The 19,445-nt window shown below is 58.3% G+C and carries 19 protein-coding genes; 17 read left to right on the plus strand and 2 right to left on the minus strand.

All coding sequences use genetic code 11. The features are described 5' to 3' along the window. The first annotated feature begins 92 nt into the window (after window positions 1–92). The 9 genes from VNL17_16675 to rsmA all read left to right on the plus strand — a co-directional run bounded on the left by VNL17_16675 (window position 93) and on the right by rsmA (window position 9,898). Complete coding sequence (locus VNL17_16675; GenBank protein HXI85715.1) at window positions 93–2,342, plus strand: nitrite/sulfite reductase; 2,250 nt, start codon at window positions 93–95, stop codon at window positions 2,340–2,342. A gap of 16 nt (window positions 2,343–2,358) precedes the next feature. Continuing rightward, window positions 2,359–2,880, plus strand: coding sequence for a hypothetical protein (locus VNL17_16680; protein ID HXI85716.1), 522 nt, complete (start codon window positions 2,359–2,361; stop codon window positions 2,878–2,880). Between the two features lie 9 nt (window positions 2,881–2,889). Beyond that, the gene (locus VNL17_16685; GenBank protein ID HXI85717.1) at window positions 2,890–3,750 is read left to right on the plus strand and encodes a radical SAM protein; all 861 of its coding nucleotides are present in this window, start codon (window positions 2,890–2,892) and stop codon (window positions 3,748–3,750) included. 15 nt (window positions 3,751–3,765) lie between these two features. Next, a complete protein-coding gene (locus tag VNL17_16690) occupies window positions 3,766–4,197 on the plus strand; it encodes a hypothetical protein (GenBank protein ID HXI85718.1) in 432 nt (143 codons plus the stop codon). Window positions 4,198–4,951: 754 nt separating this feature from the next. Continuing rightward, window positions 4,952–6,529 carry a phosphoenolpyruvate carboxykinase (ATP) gene (gene pckA, locus VNL17_16695; protein ID HXI85719.1) on the plus strand — a complete coding sequence of 526 codons (1,578 nt, stop codon included), beginning with the start codon at window positions 4,952–4,954 and terminating at the stop codon, window positions 6,527–6,529. Between the two features lie 85 nt (window positions 6,530–6,614). Further along, a complete protein-coding gene (mntR, locus tag VNL17_16700) occupies window positions 6,615–7,040 on the plus strand; it encodes a transcriptional regulator MntR (GenBank protein ID HXI85720.1) in 426 nt (141 codons plus the stop codon). Next, complete coding sequence (locus VNL17_16705) at window positions 7,037–8,239, plus strand: peptidylprolyl isomerase (GenBank protein HXI85721.1); 1,203 nt, start codon at window positions 7,037–7,039, stop codon at window positions 8,237–8,239. The genes mntR and VNL17_16705 overlap by 4 nt, the downstream gene beginning before the upstream one ends. Window positions 8,240–8,243: 4 nt before the next feature. Further along, window positions 8,244–9,089, plus strand: coding sequence for a 4-hydroxythreonine-4-phosphate dehydrogenase PdxA (pdxA, locus tag VNL17_16710; protein ID HXI85722.1), 846 nt, complete (start codon window positions 8,244–8,246; stop codon window positions 9,087–9,089). After that, window positions 9,086–9,898, plus strand: a complete 813-nt coding sequence (rsmA, locus tag VNL17_16715; GenBank protein HXI85723.1) for a 16S rRNA (adenine(1518)-N(6)/adenine(1519)-N(6))-dimethyltransferase RsmA — start codon at window positions 9,086–9,088, stop codon at window positions 9,896–9,898. The genes pdxA and rsmA overlap by 4 nt, the downstream gene beginning before the upstream one ends. Window positions 9,899–9,909: 11 nt before the next feature. On the opposite strand, the gene VNL17_16720 is transcribed toward rsmA, so the two are convergent. Next, on the minus strand, window positions 9,910–11,583 hold the full coding sequence (locus VNL17_16720) for a hypothetical protein (GenBank protein HXI85724.1): 1,674 nt from the start codon (window positions 11,581–11,583) through the stop codon (window positions 9,910–9,912). Between the two features lie 132 nt (window positions 11,584–11,715). Between VNL17_16720 and bioB the strand changes: the two genes are divergently transcribed. Continuing rightward, window positions 11,716–12,708: a biotin synthase BioB gene (gene bioB, locus VNL17_16725; GenBank protein ID HXI85725.1), complete on the plus strand. Its 993-nt coding sequence runs from the start codon at window positions 11,716–11,718 to the stop codon at window positions 12,706–12,708. Between the two features lie 586 nt (window positions 12,709–13,294). Further along, the gene (locus VNL17_16730) at window positions 13,295–13,612 is read left to right on the plus strand and encodes a hypothetical protein (protein ID HXI85726.1); all 318 of its coding nucleotides are present in this window, start codon (window positions 13,295–13,297) and stop codon (window positions 13,610–13,612) included. Window position 13,613: 1 nt separating this feature from the next. On the opposite strand, the gene VNL17_16735 is transcribed toward VNL17_16730, so the two are convergent. Beyond that, a complete protein-coding gene (locus tag VNL17_16735; GenBank protein HXI85727.1) occupies window positions 13,614–14,384 on the minus strand; it encodes an outer membrane lipoprotein-sorting protein in 771 nt (256 codons plus the stop codon). Window positions 14,385–14,448: 64 nt separating this feature from the next. On the opposite strand from VNL17_16735, the gene VNL17_16740 reads away from it, so the two are divergent. From VNL17_16740 to meaB, 6 genes are read left to right on the plus strand one after another with little or no spacing between them, the layout of a single operon-like run. Then, window positions 14,449–15,633, plus strand: a complete 1,185-nt coding sequence (locus tag VNL17_16740) for a CoA transferase (protein ID HXI85728.1) — start codon at window positions 14,449–14,451, stop codon at window positions 15,631–15,633. Continuing rightward, the gene (gene mce / locus VNL17_16745; protein ID HXI85729.1) at window positions 15,630–16,034 is read left to right on the plus strand and encodes a methylmalonyl-CoA epimerase; all 405 of its coding nucleotides are present in this window, start codon (window positions 15,630–15,632) and stop codon (window positions 16,032–16,034) included. Before VNL17_16740 ends, mce begins: the two co-directional genes overlap by 4 nt. Further along, entirely contained in the window at window positions 16,027–16,524 is a 498-nt protein-coding gene (locus tag VNL17_16750; GenBank protein HXI85730.1) for a hypothetical protein, read from the plus strand. The genes mce and VNL17_16750 overlap by 8 nt, the downstream gene beginning before the upstream one ends. Next, on the plus strand, window positions 16,517–18,034 hold the full coding sequence (locus tag VNL17_16755; protein ID HXI85731.1) for a methylmalonyl-CoA mutase family protein: 1,518 nt from the start codon (window positions 16,517–16,519) through the stop codon (window positions 18,032–18,034). The genes VNL17_16750 and VNL17_16755 overlap by 8 nt, the downstream gene beginning before the upstream one ends. Beyond that, window positions 18,031–18,423 (plus strand): cobalamin B12-binding domain-containing protein, encoded by a 393-nt coding sequence (locus tag VNL17_16760; GenBank protein ID HXI85732.1) that lies wholly within the window; start codon window positions 18,031–18,033, stop codon window positions 18,421–18,423. Before VNL17_16755 ends, VNL17_16760 begins: the two co-directional genes overlap by 4 nt. Next, a complete protein-coding gene (gene meaB, locus VNL17_16765; GenBank protein HXI85733.1) occupies window positions 18,420–19,379 on the plus strand; it encodes a methylmalonyl Co-A mutase-associated GTPase MeaB in 960 nt (319 codons plus the stop codon). Before VNL17_16760 ends, meaB begins: the two co-directional genes overlap by 4 nt. Window positions 19,380–19,445: the final 66 nt, after the last annotated feature.

A 19,445-nucleotide genomic window follows, 5' to 3' on the forward strand; every position in this document is an offset into this window, starting at 1 on the left:
GCTAAATCATGGGCGACGCGCCTATCATAAGGCCCAACACAGCTTGTCTTTCTTGTTGTGTTCCGGCGAATCTGTTACAAATTATTGCCAATATGACCTGGAAGGAAAAACTGGCCGACAAGCTGCCGCGCGCGCTGAGTGACGAGATTGATGTTTACGAGACCCAGCTCGAGCTGCGGAAACTTGGCAAGATTGACGAGAAGCTCTTTGCCGAGACCCGCCTGCGTCGTGGCGCGTACGGCCAACGGTACGATAACGGTCAGCGGCACGACGGCGTCACCACCCAGCATTTGAAATTCCCGTCCGCCACCACCAAGGGCCCCGAAACCCTTTGGGACGCGCCGGGCATGCAACGGATCAAGATTCCTTTCGGCGGATTGACACCGACGCAGCTCGAAACGCTCGCGGATTGCGCCGAGGAATACTCGGACAGCATTTTGCACGTGACGACCCGCCAGGATTTCCAGCTTCATTTCGTGCACATCGAGGACACGCCGACGTTGATGCGCCGGCTCGCAGCCAGTGGCATCACCACGCGCGAGGCCTGCGGCAACTCCGTGCGCAACGTCACCGCCTGCCCCATCGCCGGCGTGTGCCGCACCGAAGCGTTCGATGTGACCCCCTACGCGAAGGCCACCGCGCTCTTCCTGCTCGGGCATCCCGACACACAGGATTTTGGGCGCAAGTTCAAGGTCGCGTTCTCAGGTTGCGAACATGAAGCATGCGGCCTGGTGAACATGCACGACCTGGGCGCCCTCGCGTTCATACGCGACGGCAAGCGCGGCTTCCGTCTTTATGTCGGTGGCGGCCTCGGCCCGGTGCCGTACCAAGCCAAGGTATTCGCGGATTTCGTGCCGGAGGAAGAATTGCTGCCCATCGCGCAAGCGGTCTCCCGCGTGTTCGCCCGGCTCGGTGAAAAGCAGAATCGCGCGCGGGCGCGCATCAAATTTCTCGTCGCGAAGCTTGGCGTCGAGGAATTCAAGCGATTGGTTGATGAGGAGCGCAAGATTCTGCCGCCCGATCCACGTTGGACGGCGTTCATCCCCGGCGCGCACGGTTTCAAGGAAACGGCGCTTAAGCCGCCGTCGTCGCTAAATGGCCAGGCCAAACCTGAGGGATACAACGCGTGGGCAGAGACGAACGTGTACCACCAACTTCAGCCCGGCTACGCGGTGGTGACGGTTTCCCTGCCGATCGGTGATTTCACATCGTTCCAGGCACGACGTCTGGCCGATCTCGCCCGCAAATATTGCGGCGACAACATCCGCACGACCGTTGAGCAGAACCTGGTGTTTCGCTGGGTGGCTGAGAAAGATTTGCCGGAGTTGTACCGCGAGCTGAAAGCCATCGGCCTCGGCGATTTCGGCGCGGGAACGATTCTCGACGTGGTTGCCTGCCCCGGCACGGACACCTGCAAGCTGGGCATTGCCTCATCGCGCGGACTTGCTCGCGAATTGCGCAAGCGGCTGGCGGACCAGTATTTCACGATGGACGCCGCGGTGAGAGGGCTGCGGATCAAGCTCAGCGGCTGCTTTAATTCCTGCGGCCAGCATCATCTGGCCGACATCGGCTTTTACGGCAACAGCCGCACCTTGGCCAACCGCAAGGTGCCGCACTTCCAGGTGCTGCTTGGGGGCAAGTGGCTTGATAACGCGGGATCGTATGGCCTCGCCATCGGTTCTGTGCCTTCGAGGAACGTGCCCGTCGTGGTCGAGCGGATCACGAAACGCTTTGTCTCGGAGCGCCAGGGCGACGAGAGTTTTCAGGATTTCATTGCGCGCATCGGCAAGGCCGAGAGCCGCAAGATGCTGGAGGATTTGATGGAGGTGCCGGCTTACGAGAAGGACGCCGCATTCTATTCGGACTGGGGTGATCCGCGCGAGTTCACCATGGGCGACATGGGCATGGGCGAATGCGCGGGTGAAGTCGTATCGCGTATCGATTTCGACCTACAAGCCGCGGAACGTCTGTGCTTCGAGGCGCAGCTCAAGCTGGAAGCAAAAGATTTGGCGAAGGCTGACGAGCTGGCCTACAAATCCATGCTCCAGGCCGCGCAAGGATTGGTCAAGGAGTTGTGGTATGACGTTCCGAACGATCCCGAAGTCATTGTGAAAGAGTTTCGCACGCGGCTCTTTGAGCCGAAACTGTTTTGGGACCGGTTCGCGGGTGGCAAGTTTGCCCAGGATTTTTTCCGTCGACATGAGAATCCGCCGTCGCGCTATGACCACGACGAAGTCCATCGGCTCATCGAGGAGGCGCAATTATTCATCGAGGCCGCACACGCCTGCGCCGACAAACTGCGCGAACAAAAGGCGGCGCAGTTGAGCCAGATTCTGAAGTAATGGAAGACGATTCGACATGGACCTTTACAAAATCGGCATCAAGTTATTCGTCACCAACCCGCAGGCGGTAAACCTGCGCGATTTCATTCCCGTGTTTCATGGTTGGATCCAACAGCAGAAGGTCGCGGGCCATCAATTGATCGACGTGCACGATTACTCGCACGTCCACAACGGTCCCGGCATCCTGCTCGTCGCGCACGAAGGCAACTTCAGCATGGACCAGGAAGGCGGACGACTCGGCCTGTTCTATTACCGCAAGCGACCGCTTGAGGGTGGGTTCGAAGCGAACCTGAAGAGCGTAACGGAAACAGCCCTGCAAGCCTGCAAACTCCTGGAATCAGAACCCAAGTTGGACGGCCTCAAGTTCGACACGAAAGAGATTCTCGTTCTCGCCAACGACCGTCTTCTAGCGCCAAACGATGCAACAGCACGGGCAACGCTAGAACCGATCATCGCCAAGGTACTGGGCAAAGCCGCACTGGCACCCCAGGCTGCCGACTCTCGTGAACGGCTGGCTTTCATGGTCACTCGCAGCTAAAATAGCGGCGTGACTATTCTCGCGGCACACCGCCAGCATTCGCGTCGTTTTGAGGACTTCAAGTACGTCTATCCCGTACTCTCACGGCGCAGTCATGGAATCTCCATCGGTCTGAATGTTAATCCCGACAAAGCCTGCAACTTCGACTGCATCTATTGCCAGGTGGATCGCACGACCGAGTCGACGGTGAAGAAGTTTGACCTGGCCGTCGCGGAAGAGGAATTGCGCGAGATGCTGGAGATGGTGCGCTCGGGCGAAATCGCGCAGCACCCGCCATTCAATTCCGTCCCCCGCGAACTTATCCGTTTGAATGACATTGCTCTGAGCGGGGACGCCGAGCCGACCACGCTATCGAACTTCTCCGAGACGATCCAGATGATCGCGCGCGTTAAGCCATCCGACGCGAAGATCGTTCTCATTACCGACGCGGGCGGCCTGGATCGCCCGGATGTGAAGCGCGGCCTCGAAATCATGGACGCCAACAATGGTGAGGTTTGGGCGAAACTCGATGCCGGCACGGAAGACTACTTCAAACTCGTCAACCGCACGAAGATTCCGTTCACACGCATTCTGAGGAACATCACCGAGGCCGCAAAGGCTCGCCCAATCGTCATCCAAAGCCTGTTCCTAAAGATTCGCGATGTCGGCCCGAGCGAGGATGAGATCACCGCGTATTGCCGGCGCCTCCACGAGATCGGCAACATCAAACTCGTCCAGGTTTACACGGTCGCCCGCAAAGCGATGACGGTCGTGGATGGTGTTCCCGCCTGGCAGTTTGTGTCCGCACTGTCGAATGCGGAAGTGGACGCGATTACGGCGCGGGTTAGGAATGAAACCGGGGTCAAGGCTGACAGTTTTTACGGACAGTAGATGGAGGATCGTGTCATGGGTGTAGAACTTCTCGACCAACCGGTGACGGTAGCCCGATTCGATTTATCGGCTGACGCGCACGTCGCCAAGTGCGCTTTGGAAGGGGCTGGAATTGATTGCGCGCTGGTGGATGAAGAAATCGTCAGTTTGGACTGGTTCTACTCACTCATGATGGGTGGGATAAAGCTTCGCGTGCGACAGTCCGAGGCAACGCTAGCGCGGGAGATTCTTACGACGGGATTAGTCCAGGACGATTCGGGAGTGCCAGTAGAACCGGCAGAGCAAGAACAGCGACCTCGGTGTCCGCGCTGCGGAGCTGCGGATGTGATTCACGAGCGTATTTGGCATCGCTTCGCCATGGGCTCGCTCTTCGTGCTGGGCATCCCGATTCCAATTCCGCGGAATGGCTGGAAATGCCGCAAATGCTGCCGAGAGTGGCGCGCATGATGGCGTTTTTTTCTGTTGCGCGGTGCGCTCGGGCGAAATCGCACAGCACGGGCCATTGAACCCCCATCCCCGCGAACTACCGCGCTTGAACGACGGTGTATCGCACAGCCACGCCGCGGTATTATATCGTTAATTGATAATTTTACTGGACACGGTGTTATGGGACAGGTATAGTCAGCGCAGTTCTTTGAGAAGGGAGCCTCTTTCGCGAGGACGCTATCAAGGCCAAGGTAGGGAGTGTCTGTCAGGGTTGTTGTGGTTAGGGGCGCGTAAAGGACCCGGCATATGTTTCTGCGAAACGAACCCAATTTATTTTCGCGGACTTTTTGATGTATGTACTTTATCTGCTGAACTTTGTGCCGTTTGCAGTACGGTTTGCAATTGGGTTCGTTTAGGAAAAACGAACCCAATTTCGGGGTCTTTTGAGTCGATTCAAACGAAAGTGGATCCGTTTTGAGAGAAATATTGCTGCAGAAAGGCACTGCCACCGCCAAAGCATTTGCGTCCCCTGGGCAGTGTCTTAATCTGCCGCATCGCCACCACCGAAGCTTACGCTTCGGCTACAGTCGGCGGACGCAAATTAGGACGCGATCCCACACCCGGCGGCCACGCCTAGCCGATGGAGTTGGTGCTAATGATGAAATGCGGTCTTATGAGCATAGTATGACTTTTTTCAGTTGCGTGTTCAGAAACTTTCCGTCTAAATCGTGCGGTCGCAGTTACGGCTGGAAAACCCTTTCGCGAGGAAAATCTCATGAGTCATTACGGTCTGGAAAATCACGGTATTGTGGGCGCGGGCAAGGTGCATTGGAACCTGGCGGTGGCGCTGTTGGTCGAGGAGGCGATCCGACGCGGCGAAGGCCGTCTGACCAGCAGCGGCGCGCTGAATGCATTGACGGGGAAGCGGACGGGTCGTTCGCCGCGCGACAAATGGACGGTGGAAGAGCTATCGACCAAGGACAAGATTTGGTGGGGCAAGGTCAACCAGCCCATGACCGAGGAAAACTACCTCGCGCTGCGACAAGAGGTATTTGCCTACCTGCAGGGTCGTGAGTTGTTCGTCATGGACGGTTTTGCGGGCGCCGATCCGCGCTACACGATGCCCATCCGCATCGTGACCGAGTTTGCCTGGCACAATCTCTTTGTGAAACAGCTTTTCCGCCGCGCCACGCCCGAACAACTCGAGACCCACGTACCGGAATGGACCGTCATCAATGCCAGCCAGTTCGTCGCCGACCCCAAAAAGCACCGGCTCAATAGCGAAACATTCATCGTTGTGGATTTCTCGACCAAAATTGTACTCATCGGCGGGACGCAATATGCCGGCGAGATGAAGAAAAGCATCTTCTCCGTGTTAAACTACGTACTGCCGCAAAAGGGCGTGCTCCCCATGCACTGCTCGGCCAACGTCGGCAAGGGTGGCGACGTGGCGATCTTCTTCGGACTGAGTGGCACAGGCAAGACCACCCTGTCGGCCGATCCGAATCGCGGGTTGATCGGCGACGACGAGCATGGCTGGAGCGATCACGGCGTGTTTAATTTCGAGGGCGGCTGTTACGCCAAGTGCATCAAACTGACGAAGGAACGGGAGCCGCTCATTTGGGACGCGGTCCGATTCGGGTCGGTGATTGAAAATGTGGTGATCGACCCGGCGACGGGCGAACCCAATTACATGGACGACTCACTCACGGAAAACACGCGCTGCGCGTATCCACTGGATTACATCGCCAACGCGGTGCCCAGCGGCATGGGTGGACATCCGAAGGCGATCGTCTTCCTGGCATGCGATGCGTTCGGCGTAATGCCGCCCGTCGCGCGGCTCACCCCCTCGCAGGCCATGTATCATTTCATGGCCGGATACACCGCGTCGCTCGCGGGCACGGAAGCCAACATGGGCAAAGACCCGGCGCCGACCTTCTCGGCGTGCTTCGGCGCGCCATTCCTGCCGCTGCCGCCGCAGACGTACGCGCAGTTGCTCGCGGAAAAAATGCGCAAACACGATGCCCACTGTTATCTGCTCAACACGGGCTGGGTTGGCAACGCGTTCGGCCAGGCCCCGCGCATCTCGCTGAAGATCAATCGCGACAACGTGACACAGATCATCGACGGCACGCTGGACAAGGCGCAATTCCAGAAAGACCCCACGTTTGGATTTGAAGTGCCAAAGGCCCTGCCGGGTGTGCCGCCCGAACTGCTCGCGCCGCGGTATGGCGCAAAGGATGCGGCTGATTACGACCACCGCGCGAAGGACCTGGCGGGCAAATTCGTAAGGAACTTCGAGCAGTTTCAGGGCGTCTCCGCGGAAATCGTAGCCGCTGGGCCGAAAGTATGAAGCCCGGATTGCCGGTTGCTTCGGTGAAGTTACTTCGGCCCACAACGCTTGCGCCGACCCGTTCCTTTGGTTATGCTCCGCTTCCATGCCGAAGACTTCCGAGAGCGCCGAGGATTACCTGGAGCGCATCTACGAGTTGACCGAGGACAAGGGACGCGCCCGCATGGTGGACATCGCGCGTTCCCTGCGCATCCGGCAGGCCTCCGTGACACAGATGGTCCAGAAGCTGGGTGAACACGGTTTCGTTCGTTATGAGAAATATCGCGGCCTCGTGCTGACCTCCAAGGGCAAGGGGATCGCGCGTGCCGTGCGTCGCCGGCATCGGGTGCTGGAGGAGTTTTTCGAGTTGTTGGGCGTGGACCGTCACACAGCGCAACTCGATTTGGAGGGGATTGAACACCACCTCAGCTCCGCCAGTGTCGAAAGGATCGAGGAACTCGTGCTGTTCCTGAAAAAGAACGCGAGCGTTTTGGCAAGATTGAATTCCGGTCGTCACGAAAGGGTGTCATGAGGCGACAGTTTGCAGTACTGACGGTCGCAATGCTGGTGATTGCCTGTGCGTCACCGGCCGCGGAAATCGTCGATGGCGTCGCGGCCATCGTCAACGACAAGATCATCACCTACAGCGAGGTCCGCAGTTTCGTCCAGCCGGTCGCGCAACAACTCCGCCGCAACTTCTCCGGCCAGGACCTGGTCGATCAAGTCCGCAAAGCGGAAATGGATGCTCTCAACCAGCTCATTGAGCGCGCGCTGATCATCCAGGAATTCAAGGAGAAGGGCTACAAGATCCCGGAGACCGTCATCGAGCAACAGATCAACGATATCATCTCGAACGACTACGGCGGCAACCGCGCCGCGTTCGTAAAAACGCTTGAAGCCGAGAACCTCACCTTATCGCAATACCGCGACCAGGTGCGCGAACGCGTGATCATCCAGGCCATGCGCGGTCACAAAACGCAGCAGGCTGTTGTGGTCTCTCCGCACAAGATGGAGAAATACTACAGCGAGAACCTCGATCAGTACAAAGTCGGCGAACAGATCAAGCTGCGCATGATCTTCATCAAGCGCGGCGAGCCCGTTCCTTCCGCAAGCCTTGCGGAACCGGTGCCGCCGGCCCCGACAAACGAGCTGTTGCAGACCACCTCAGAGACGAACAATGCGGCCACGAATTTGCAAGCCACCGCCATTACGTTGACCACAGCGGTTTCGCTGGCGACGATGGTGGTGACAAATGCCGCCGATGCTCTGGTGACGAATGCGGCGACCACCGCTTCCGCCAGCGAGACGAACACTTCGGTAATCGCCAGGGAGCCAGCCACCCCGGCCCCGGTCGATCTGCAACGCAAGCTTGCAGAAGAAATCCTGGCGAAACTGGATGCCGGCGACAGCTTCGAAAGCATGGCCCGCGTCTACTCCGAAGGCAAGGAAGCGAAAGAGGGCGGCGATTGGGGCTGGATCGGCAAGGACGTCCTGCGCAAGGAACTCAACGAGATCGCGTTCTCGCTGAAAGCCGGCCAGCATAGCCGCCTTATCGAGACAGCGGAGGGCTACTATATTCTCCAGGTCGAAGACGTGAAGCCGGCGCACACGGTCGCGCTGGCCGAGGTGCGCGACGATATCGAGAAGATTCTCCTCCAACAGCAACGGGCCAGGATGCAAGAGGACTGGGTCAAAGACCTCCGCGCCAAGGCCTACATACACCTTTTCTAAGCAAATGCGAAATCGTCCCCGCATTGGGATCACGCTGGGCGACCCTGCGGGCATTGGGCCGGAGGTCGTGGCCAAGGCGCTGAAATCGGGCCGGCTCAATCGCCGTTTCGATTACGAGGTCATCGGCAACCCCAGCGCGAAACGGCGCGCCGATGCTGTGGAGTGGGTTGTCGAAGGCGCCAAACGGTGCCTCACCGGCGATCTCGCCGCGCTTGCCACTGCACCGATCACCAAGGACCTCTTGCACCGCGCCGGCTATCCGTTCACAGGCCAGACAGAACTATTGGCTCATCTCTCACACACCCGCCGATTCGCCATGATGCTCGCGGGCGGACCATTGCGCGTGGCGCTGGTAACGACGCATGCACCACTTCGTGACATCGCGAAGCTCATTACCGCGCGCAAGATTGTGGAAGTGATCGAATTATCAAACCAAGTCTGCCATCGGTTCGGCGTCCGTCGCCCGCGAATCGCCGTCGCCGGACTCAACCCCCACGCCGGTGAAGGCGGCCTGCTGGGTGACGAGGAACGGCGCATCATCGGGCCGGCGGTGAAACGCGCCGAGCGCCGCGGGATCGATGTCAGCGGACCGCACTCCGCCGACACGCTGTTCTATCGCGCCGCACACGGAGAGTTCGACGTCGTCGTGGCCATGTACCACGATCAGGGGCTTGCGCCATTCAAGTTGATCGCGTTCGACAATGGCGTGAATCTCACCTTGGGATTGCCGTTCATTCGCACGTCGCCCGATCACGGCACCGCACCCGATATTGCCGGCAAAGGCATCGCCCGCCCCGATGGCATGATTGCCGCGATCAATATGGCGGCGCAGTTGGCGACCAACAAATGACGCTCACACAAGTCCGTCAACTTCTCGCCGAATTCGACATCCGTCCAAGCAAGGCGCTCGGCCAGAACTTTCTCATCGACGGCAACATCCTGCGGATTCTTATCGAACAGGCGGATCTTCGCGGCGACGAAACCGTACTGGAGATCGGACCAGGATTGGGGGCGCTGACTGTCGAATTGGTGGCGCGCGCGAAGCAGGTTGTCGCCATCGAGAAAGATAGTCGACTTTGCCAGTATCTGCGCGACCACATGGATGGTGTTGAATTGATCGAGGGCGATGCCGTGGAAATCCTGGAGCAACCTGATTTCCGTGTCGCCCCGCCCTATAAGGTCGTGTCGAATCTGCCCTACAACATCTCCACGCCGATTCTCGAACGGCTGGTCGAGCGCGAAGACCAACCGCGTGCGATGGTTCTCACGTTGCAGCGTGAAGTCGCGAACCGCCTTGCCGCTACGCCACGGCACAAGGACTACGGCGCGCTGACGGTGTTCACGCAACTCAGTTACCACGTCACGATTGCGCACGTCATCTCGCCGGGATGCTTCTACCCCGCCCCGCACGTAGACAGTGCCGTCGTGGTCCTGGAGCGACGTGATCCGCGCGTAAAACTTTTGGCTGGCGCGCCGTTTCACGACATAGTGCGCGCAGGCTTTGGTCAACGCCGCAAGATGCTCCATAAACTGTTGGCCAAGTTTGGCGACGTGAACACGGCGTTTGCGGCCGCTTCCGTGGCCGCCACTGCGCGCGCTGAGGAATTGGCCATCGACCAGTGGATTACGCTCGCGAACGCATTGCGCCCGAAAGCGTGACGAAGGCGAGATCAGTCTTCGACGCTCGCGTGTGGGACGGGCGTGGGTGTAATGGACTGTGAGCGCGGGGGAAGCTTGAGCTTGTTTTTGGCCGCTTTGCCTTCCTTGGTCTTCGGCCAGCGCTTCGCAACGTATTCGAGAACCTTGCGGCCAAACTTTTGTTCTTCACCCGTGCCTTCGCTAAAGTGGAACCCGATGTAACAGAGATCGGCCGCTTCCAACGCCTTTTCCTTCTTCAATCGGTCAAACAGCTTGAAGCCCTTGTCCGGCAACAGCGCCTGAAATCCCCGCAGCGCCTGGTCTTCCGCCCGCAGATGCGGCGTCAAGTCCTTCGCGGACTGTTTGACGTTGCAGACGCTCAGTTCGAAACGCAATTCCGTGTCGGACGCCTCGGAACGCATCACCTGCTTCAGGCAATCCACCGCCTTCGCCCATTTCCGGGCCTTCTTGTATTTCAAGCCGACCTCGCGATAGACGTTGTCGGCCAGTCTCGGATCGATGTTGCGAAGGAAATAAAGCAACGTCTCATAACGTTGATCGCCGGCCTGGATGGCGCGCTCGGCCAGAACGACGAATTTCTTGAGCGTCTTCCGGTCCACGGACGGGCCATGCGGTTTGAGGATCTTGGCCAAACGCCAGGCAGGCTCCGACTTGCGTTCACGAGCCAGCGCGGCGAGCAATAGTTTGGTCGCGCCCTTGTGTCGGGCAAGCGCGCCCGCGGCGATTTCGCTGACCTGCGTATCCGGGTGGGCCAGCAGCGTCATCATCAACCGGTTCGTGACCGCGTTGTCGTTCGACGCGAGCTTGCGCGTGGCAAACGCGCGGACGCTCGGGTGCTTGCTCTTGAGCAACTTGCGCCACTGGGCGTCGTACGACTTGCCGAGCGAGAGCTTCTCGATAATGTCCAACGCGTTCTGGACGATGTTCTGGTAATCCGGTTCGCCGAGGTACTTGAGCATCTGGCGGGCGATCTGGTTGACGGCCGCGCCCGTGTATTGCAAGCCCTTGAGACCGATGAGCGCATTGCGGCGGATGTAACCGAGATTCCTCGGCGTGGTATACTTCAGCAAAACCTTCCGCGCATCCGGCGCGCCGATATACCCAATCAGTAAGAGGCAGGAAGTCAGCACCCGGTCATTCTTCTTCGCGCGCGATGAAGTCATGAACTTCGCAACCTGCTTATGCAGGGCCAACTGGTTCTTCGGCGCCGCATCGACAATATGGCGGCGAACCGCCTGGCAGGCCTCTTTGACCAACTCGAAATCGGGATCGAACAACGCATCGAGGATGAGCTGCATCGCATCGCGGTTGTGGATGCGCGCCAAAATATCAACCAGCACTCGCTTCTGCTGGGGATTGGCCTTCGCAAATTGATCACGGAGGCTGGCGACGTTTTCGCCACCCGTGCGCGCGATGATCGCGGCGGCCCGTAACTTGGTTTCGGTCTCCGGCGCCTCCAGCAACGGCAGCACATAGGGGACAACCGCTCGCGAATCGAGCGCCTCAAACGCTTCCAGCACGTAGCGGGTGAGTAGTTGGTTCGCGTCTTTCAAGGACGCACCCAGTGCCTTGACCACGCCATCTTGCTTGGGTCGCAGTTCGGCGATGACCATCGCCGCCGCGCAACGCCGCATCCCGTCCGGGCTCTGCAGCATGTTGCAAATGGTCTGGAGGGTTTTGTCCATAACGGGGCGATACGGTAACAGAACGACCGCGCACTTGCAATGCGGGCGGGTTTCTAATACTCTCTTTTTGATGGTAGGGCATACTGACCGTATAAGTAATTGCAGGCTAGCGCGTTGCGAGGCTGGCGACCTATGAAATCCTACCCTTTCGAACGCCTCCAGCAGATTTATTCGCAACCTCTTTTCGACCTTATCCAGCAATCTCGGGCCGTTTATGTGGAGAATTGGCCCAATAATGAGGTCCAACTCTGCACCCTCTTGAGCATCAAAACCGGCGGCTGCAGCGAGGATTGTGCTTATTGTTCGCAGAGCGCGCGCTATGACACTGGCTTGCAAACCGAACGCCTCCTGTCCACCGCCGAAGTGCTCGAAGTGGCCCGCCGCGCGAAGTTCAACGGATCGACCCGCTTCTGCATGGGCGCGGCATGGAAGGGTGTCCGCGAAGGAACGCAGGCTTTCGATTCCGTGTTGGAGACCGTGCGCGAGGTCAGCAAGTTGGGCATGGAAGTCTGCGTCACGCTCGGCCAACTTACCGACGGTGCCGCACAACAATTGAAGGAAGCGGGCGTCACCGCTTACAACCACAACCTCGACACCAGCCCCGAGTTCTACCCGCAGATCGTCACCACTCACACTTTCCAGGATCGCCTTGACACCATTCGCGCCGTGCAAACCGCCGGCATGTCCGTCTGCTGCGGCGGCATCATTGGCATGGGCGAAACCGTCGCCGACCGTCTCCGCATGCTGGAAGTGCTCGCGAATTTCGATCCGCCACCCGAAAGCGTGCCCATCAACTGCCTGATGGCCATGCCGGGCACGCCGCTGGAAGACCAACCGCCTGTCGATGTCTTCGAACTGGTGCGCCTGATCGCCACGACGCGCATCGCACTGCCGCGCGCGAAGGTGCGGCTGTCCGCCGGACGCTCCCGCCTCTCGCGCGAAGCCCAGGCCCTCTGCTTTTTCGCCGGCGCCAACTCCATTTTCTACGGCAACAAGCTCCTCACTGCCCAAAATCCCGAGACCGACGCCGATCACGAGCTGCTTCAAGATCTCGGACTCGTACCCCAACCGCCGTTTTCCGATTCTCCATCGCCCGCTGCTGAAAAAGTGGCGGTCGAAACCTAATAAATGCCGTTTGGAGGGCCATGCGGAGCCTGTCCTGAGCAAAGCCGAAGGGTCGTGGCCGTCCGTAATCGCTCTCTGTAGTACTCTCTCGATGCAGTTTTTTTGGCACCCGGCCCTCTTAAAAACCCCCTAAAATTGGGTTCGTTTTCCAAAACGAACCCAATGGTTTTTCATCGCAGTTTCCATTCCAACTATCTCTCTTCCTGCCACTTCCGTCAATAATTTCTCCCGGGAAAATTGGGTTCGTTTGGTAGAATTGCACATTTCTAGCGTGATTCGCCCCATCTGTTGAAAACCCTGACCGTCCCGCTCGCAACCATGTCTCTTCACAATTCACGGAGGCATCCTAACCCGATGCCAAAAACTCCGTGAGCGCACTTTGGAAGCTTTGGAAGGTTTGGAAGCTCTTCTGCCAGGGCGCAAATATTCTCCCACTTCCACACACGTCATCGGCCAAATTGTCTAACGATCATCTTCGTGCCCTTCGTGTCTTCGTGGTGAAGAAGTCGCTTCCGGCTTGCATCCACCCGCCTAAATCGTTACACTACGTTGGTTCATTCAGCAGTCAGCGGTCGGAGTGTGGGCCATGACTCTCGAGGAACTCAGACTTCTGCGGGTGGTGCAAGGTGTCTTGGTGCGCAACTACGTCGACACCCAGAAGCTTGATGTGCAAGTAATTGGCTCTTCTGTTTATATCGAGGGTGAACTCCACATTTTCGACTACCATCCCGGCAAGAAGAATAGTGATGAAAGAGCCGAGAAAGACCTGAGCATGCAACGAACCCTCATGCATATCGAACAACAGATCCGCTGCCTCGGCGAGGTCTCGCACCTGCAGATGAAACTACGAAATTGGGAACGTCGCGGCATGCAGTGGGTGGCCAAGCACGAAACGTTCGGCTGATTCAGTGGGCTGCAGCCCCATTGACGCCGTTGGGCTTGGCGAATCCCTCCAGCGCGAACCACGCGTCGGGCAATTGGGTGCCATAATCACCTTCATATACCTCCAGGCGTGATTTCTGTTGGTTCGGCAACGATTGGCCCGGCGGCAAAACCGCCGCCTCCAAACCGCGCGGAATCCACGCCTCGCCGATCTTCTTGAAGCTGGTGACCGCGAAACGTCTCACCAGATTCTCGTTCTTATCAAATGCCTCCGCCCGCAGCAGCGCGTAATACTCCTTGTCGATCCAGATCTTGACGCGTGTGTACGGCTCGCCCTCCGCCGAAACCTCGATCGCAAAACAATCGCGGGCACGCACCCGGTCGTCCGCGTCGAGCAGCTTCGGATTCTCCCACCGCAAAAACGGCAACCCCAGGTCGTAATACGAGAACTCCGACCCCAACAGCCTCTCCGTTCGCTTCGCGCCGGCCAGCTCGCCAACACCGCGCAGATAAAAATGTGGGTCACCATTCACGGGCTGGACGACCAGCGCCTGGGTTTGTGGCGTACGATAGATGGTGCGCGTCTCCGTCGCTGTATTTTTCACGAGGATGTCCACCATCACGGGGTCCGCATCTCCCACGAACAAGCGGGCTTTCAAGGAAAAATCCTTCGCCGGCCGATTCGCCAGCACCTTTTGCAGAATTACCCGTGCATCCAGGTTGGTCGATGGGGAATCGGCGTACGCACTGAAGGAAAGCAAAACGGCCACGCTGAGGAGCGGGTAAATTCTCATTTCAACTCCCGGTTGTAGCGGAAAACGCTTGCGGGGACAAGCGTGCATCGTTAGCCTTGACAACGTGAAGCCTCTCGATGGTATCCGGGTCGTGGATCTTTCCCGCATTTTGGCGGGCCCCTATTGCTCCATGCTGTTGAGCGATTTCGGCGCGGAGATCATCAAGGTCGAAAACCCCGACAAGGGTGACGACACACGCGCCTACGGCCCCCCGTTCCTCGAGGGCGAGAGCGTGTACTTCCTCAGTATCAATCGCGGCAAGAAATCGCTGACGCTCAACCTCAAGACTCCTGAGGCCCGCGAAATCCTGAAAAAACTCATCCAGCAGTCGGACGTCTTGTTGGAAAATTTCCGCCGCGACTACCTGCAAAGCATCGGCTTCGGCTACGACGAGGTAGTGAAGTTGAATCCGAGAATCATCTACGCCTCGGTCACGGGCTACGGGCATACCGGTCCCTGGGCTGACCGCCCCGGCTACGACCTCGCCGTGCAAGGCCAAAGCGGCATCATGAGCCTCACCGGCGACCCCAAGGGCGAACCCTACAAAACGGGCACGTCGCTGGCCGACATCACCGCCGGCATCTACGCTACTCTCGGCATCCTCCTCGCCCTGCAAGCCCGCAACCGCACCGGCCAGGGCCAAAAGGTCGATGTGTCGTTGCTCGATGGACAAGTCTCGTTCCTCACGTATCAAGCCGGCATTTATTTCGGCACCGGCAAATCGCCAACGCGCAAAGGAAACCAGCACCCCACTATCGTGCCCTACGAAACCTTCAAGGCGAGCGATCGTTGGTTCAACCTCGCCGCTGGCAACGACCGTCTCTGGCAACAATTCTGTGATTTGATCGGACGCTCGGACTTGAAGACGCACGAGAAGTTTGCCACCAACCCGAAGCGTGTCCAGAACCACGCCGAGTTGCACCCGGTGTTGGAAAAGATTTTTTCGGGCAAAACCGCCGAGGAATGGCTCGCCATCCTGGAAAAAGGCGGTATTCCCTGCGGCCCCATCTATTCCGTCTCCGAGGTATTGGAACACCCGCAAGTGCGCGCCCGCGAAATGGTCGTCGAGCGTCCGCATCCGAAACTCAAATCAGTAAAAATGACCGGCGTGCCTATTAAATTGTCGGGAACCCCCGGCAACGCCGGCGACGCACCGCCAATGCTCGGACAACATACGCAAGAAGTCTTGCGCGACCTGGGCTACAAAGACGCCGACATCGACCGCTTGAAAAAAGCAGGCGCGATATGATTAACGGCATCGACCACATTGGTATTGCTGTCAAGAGCATCGACGAGGCAAAAAAATTCTGGGTCGACACCCTCGGCTTGAAATTCTCGCACATTGAGGAAGTCCCCGAACAAAAAGTCCGCGTGGCGATGCTGAAAGCCGGCGAGATGACCATTGAGTTGCTCGAACCCACCTCGCCTGACAGCCCCATCCATCGTTTCATCGAAAAACGCGGCGAAGGCATCCACCACCTGACCCTCGGTACGGACAACCTCATCGAGCAATTGAAAAAACTAAAGTCCGCCAACGTCAATCTTATCGACGAACAACCGCGCCTCGGCGCCGGCGGCGCCAAGATCGCGTTTCTCCACCCGAAATCCGCCCACGGCGTGCTCGTGGAACTCTGTGAGCCTCATGACTGAGCCACTCAAGAAGCGCGTATCTTTCGCCCCAATACTCTTGGGACTTATCATCGGCCTGTGGGTTGGATACGGGTTCTGCAGCTGGAAGAATAGCCAAGCGCGAAAGGCTGCGGTCGTTCTCAATGAAGGAAGATTTTTGGAAGGAATGTCCGAAGAATACGATGAGATCAACCGCTATTGGGATTCAAAGCCCGAGGTTGCACGCGCTTTGCTCGAACACGAACTTCGCGCGCATAAGCGATTGTTAGAAACAACAAGGCGGTCCAGTATTCCTCCTGCAATATTGACGGAAGACGTGATACGTAAGGATATGGGTATGATGCACATCAGGGTTGCGATCCTCTGCCGCAGAATGCACCAACCCGACTGCGTCTCCGAAAACCTTATTGAAGCGATGCAGTTAACGCATTGGTCATCTAACGACGTGTGGACTTCAATGGACAAGCTGGAAGACTCGGGCAAGAAGCATCGGCAGGTTTCGAATGAGTAAGTTGGATTCACGTATCGAACCGCCCGGCAAGTTTCCCTTCACGCGTGGCATTCACGCAACGATGTATCGCGGGAAATTGTGGACCATGCGCCAGTATGCCGGCTTCGGCACGGCGAAGGAAACGAACAAGCGCTACCAATATCTGCTCGGGCAGGGCCAGACTGGTCTTTCGATGGCGTTCGATTTGCCAACCCAGATCGGCTACGACAGCGATGATTCGATGGCCCTTGGTGAAGTGGGTCGCGTCGGCGTAGCGATCTCGTCGCTCGCCGACATGGAACAGGTTTTCACCGGCATCCCGCTCGACAAGGTCAGCACGTCGATGACGATCAACGCCACCGCCGGCATCCTATTGGCGCTCTACCTCGCCGTCGCCGAGAAACAAGACGTCCCGTGGTCCAAGGTCTCCGGCACCGTGCAGAATGACATTCTCAAGGAATACATCGCGCGCGGCACGTACATTTTCCCGCCCAAACCTTCCCTGCGCCTCATCGCCGACATCGTGGAATTCTGCGCGAAGGAAGTGCCGGGCTGGAACACGATCAGTGTCGGCGGCTATCACATGCGCGAGGCCGGTTGTACCGCCGCCCAGGAAATCGCCTTCACCCTTGCCGACGGGATCACCTACGTGCAAACATGTGTCGAGCGCGGCTTGAATGTCGACGACTTCGCCCCGCGCCTCGCATTCTTCTTCAACTGCCACAGCAATTTCTTCGAAGAGATCGCAAAATTCCGCGCAGCACGCCGGCTCTGGGCGCACATCATGCGCGACCGTTTCGGCGCAAAAAACGAACGCTCGATGATGTTGCGGTTCCACACGCAGACCGCCGGCTCGACGCTCACCGCGCAACAACCCGACAACAATGTAGTCCGCACGACGCTCGAAGCCCTCGCCGCCGTGCTCGGCGGCACTCAAAGTTTACATACGAACGCCAAGGACGAGGCGATCGCCCTGCCCACCGAGGAATCCGCGCTGCTTGCCTTGCGCACGCAGCAAATCATCGCCTACGAATCAGGCGTGACCGCCGAACCCGACCCGCTTGGTGGTAGTCCGTACATCGAATCGCTCACCGATCAACTCGCCCAGCAGGCCCGCGAATACCTGAACAGAATCGACAACATGGGCGGGATGCTCAAGGCCATCGAAAGCGGTTACGTGTACAAGGAAATCTATCACGCCGCGTACGAGCACCAGAAAGCCGTCGAGCGCAAAGAGAAGATCATCGTCGGCGTTAACGAGTGCGTCAGCGACAAAAAGTTGAAGATCCAAATGCAAAAGATCGACCCGCAATTGGAACCGCGCCGCCGTCGCGACCTGGCCACGCTGCGCAAGAAACGCAATACCGCCAAAGTCGGCAAATGCCTCGCAACACTCGAGAAAGCCGCCAAAGGCACAGAAAACCTAATGCCGATCATCGTGGACTGCGTGCGTAACTACGTCACGGTCGGCGAAATCTGCAAGATATTGCGGGGAACCTTCGGCGAGTACCGGGCGAATCATTCGATATGAAACGCCCCCTCAAAGTCCTCATCGCCAAAGCGGGCCTCGACGGCCATGAACGTGGTGCGCTCGTCGTCGCCATGGGCCTGCGCGATGCGGGGATGGAAGTCGTCTACACCGGCATCCGCAACACCCCCGAGCAAATCGTTGCCGCCGCGATACAAGAGGACGTGGACGTGATCGGCTTGAGTTCGCTTTCGGGCGGACACATGGCGCAGTTCACGCGCGTGATGGAATTGCTGAAGAAAGAAAAAGTTACGGGCCTGCTGGTTTTTGCGGGCGGCATTATTCCCGACGACGACGTGAAAAAACTTAAGAAGCTCGGGATCAAGGAAGTCTTCGGCCCGGGCAGCACCATCGCGAGCATCGCGGAATTCATCATCAAGAGTCGCCGATGAAAATGCGTGGCAAGGAACTCACCAAGCTGGTGACCCGCCTCGAAGGTGGCGAGCCGTTGCCGACGGAACTCTACCGGCGGACGGGCCACGCCCGCATTCTCGGCATCACCGGCCCACCCGGCGTCGGAAAAAGTTCGCTCATCGACCGAATCATCGACAATCTGCGCCGCCAGCACAAAACCGTCGCTGTCATCGCGATCGACCCAACCAGCCCGATCTCGGGCGGGGCGCTGTTGGGCGACCGTCTGCGAATGCAACGCCACAGCGAGGACGAAGGCGTTTTCATTCGCAGCCTCGCCACGCGCCAGCACCACGGTGGCGTGACCGATTCGACACCACAGATTATCCACGCGCTCGACGCCGCCGGGTTCGACATCGTGATCGTGGAAACGGTCGGCACGGGGCAGGATGAAGTGGAGGTCGCGGAAGTGGCGGACACGGTCGTCGTGGTACTGATGCCCGAGTTGGGGGACGAAATCCAACGGGCGAAATCCGGATTGATGGAAATTGCGGACATCTTGGTCATCAACAAGTCGGATCTGTTCAATGCCCGCACACCCGCGACTGGCCCCCAATACAGCGTGCTCAAATGGGAGCGCCCGACGATTTACACGTCCGCCAAGAGTGGTGAGGGAATCACAACCCTTTGTGGGGCAATGGACATCCACTACACATATCTTGTGCATTCAAGGGAGCTGGTCAAAAGACGGGCGCGGGCCGTCCGCGCCGAGGTGACTCGACTATTGCAATCACGTCTGACGGCCTCTATACTTTGTGCGCTCGAAGCGCCACAGGCGCAAACCATTCTGACCGATGTCGCCAAGAGAAAACTTGACCCGTACGACGCGGTTGAGAAACTGACAACAGAGATTTTAGGGAGCAACGAGAGGAGTTCCAAACATGTCGCCACAAGCACTCGCAGACAAACCGCAAAGCGCCGCAAAACCCGCCGCTGAGGCGCGCCGCTACAAGAATTTTATCAACGGGGAGTGGGTCGAGTCGTCCTCGGGAAAGACCACTCC

This window comes from Verrucomicrobiia bacterium, assembly GCA_035577545.1.
Classification (GTDB): domain Bacteria; phylum Verrucomicrobiota; class Verrucomicrobiia; order Palsa-1439; family Palsa-1439; genus Palsa-1439.

Bases quoted from the DNA above. Each gene is read 5' to 3' on its own strand.
- VNL17_16675 (HXI85715.1), top strand. From the start codon at position 93: ATGACCTGGAAGGAAAAACTGGCCGACAAGCTGCCGCGCGCGCTGAGT.
- VNL17_16680 (HXI85716.1), top strand. From the start codon at position 2,359: ATGGACCTTTACAAAATCGGCATCAAGTTATTCGTCACCAACCCGCAG.
- VNL17_16690 (HXI85718.1), top strand. From the start codon at position 3,766: ATGGGTGTAGAACTTCTCGACCAACCGGTGACGGTAGCCCGATTCGAT.
- pckA (HXI85719.1), top strand. From the start codon at position 4,952: ATGAGTCATTACGGTCTGGAAAATCACGGTATTGTGGGCGCGGGCAAG.
- mntR (HXI85720.1), top strand. From the start codon at position 6,615: ATGCCGAAGACTTCCGAGAGCGCCGAGGATTACCTGGAGCGCATCTAC.
- VNL17_16705 (HXI85721.1), top strand. From the start codon at position 7,037: ATGAGGCGACAGTTTGCAGTACTGACGGTCGCAATGCTGGTGATTGCC.
- pdxA (HXI85722.1), top strand. From the start codon at position 8,244: ATGCGAAATCGTCCCCGCATTGGGATCACGCTGGGCGACCCTGCGGGC.
- rsmA (HXI85723.1), top strand. From the start codon at position 9,086: ATGACGCTCACACAAGTCCGTCAACTTCTCGCCGAATTCGACATCCGT.
- VNL17_16720 (HXI85724.1), bottom strand. From the start codon at position 11,583: ATGGACAAAACCCTCCAGACCATTTGCAACATGCTGCAGAGCCCGGAC.
- bioB (HXI85725.1), top strand. From the start codon at position 11,716: ATGAAATCCTACCCTTTCGAACGCCTCCAGCAGATTTATTCGCAACCT.
- VNL17_16730 (HXI85726.1), top strand. From the start codon at position 13,295: ATGACTCTCGAGGAACTCAGACTTCTGCGGGTGGTGCAAGGTGTCTTG.
- VNL17_16735 (HXI85727.1), bottom strand. From the start codon at position 14,384: ATGAGAATTTACCCGCTCCTCAGCGTGGCCGTTTTGCTTTCCTTCAGT.
- mce (HXI85729.1), top strand. From the start codon at position 15,630: ATGATTAACGGCATCGACCACATTGGTATTGCTGTCAAGAGCATCGAC.
- VNL17_16750 (HXI85730.1), top strand. From the start codon at position 16,027: ATGACTGAGCCACTCAAGAAGCGCGTATCTTTCGCCCCAATACTCTTG.
- VNL17_16755 (HXI85731.1), top strand. From the start codon at position 16,517: ATGAGTAAGTTGGATTCACGTATCGAACCGCCCGGCAAGTTTCCCTTC.
- VNL17_16760 (HXI85732.1), top strand. From the start codon at position 18,031: ATGAAACGCCCCCTCAAAGTCCTCATCGCCAAAGCGGGCCTCGACGGC.
- meaB (HXI85733.1), top strand. From the start codon at position 18,420: ATGAAAATGCGTGGCAAGGAACTCACCAAGCTGGTGACCCGCCTCGAA.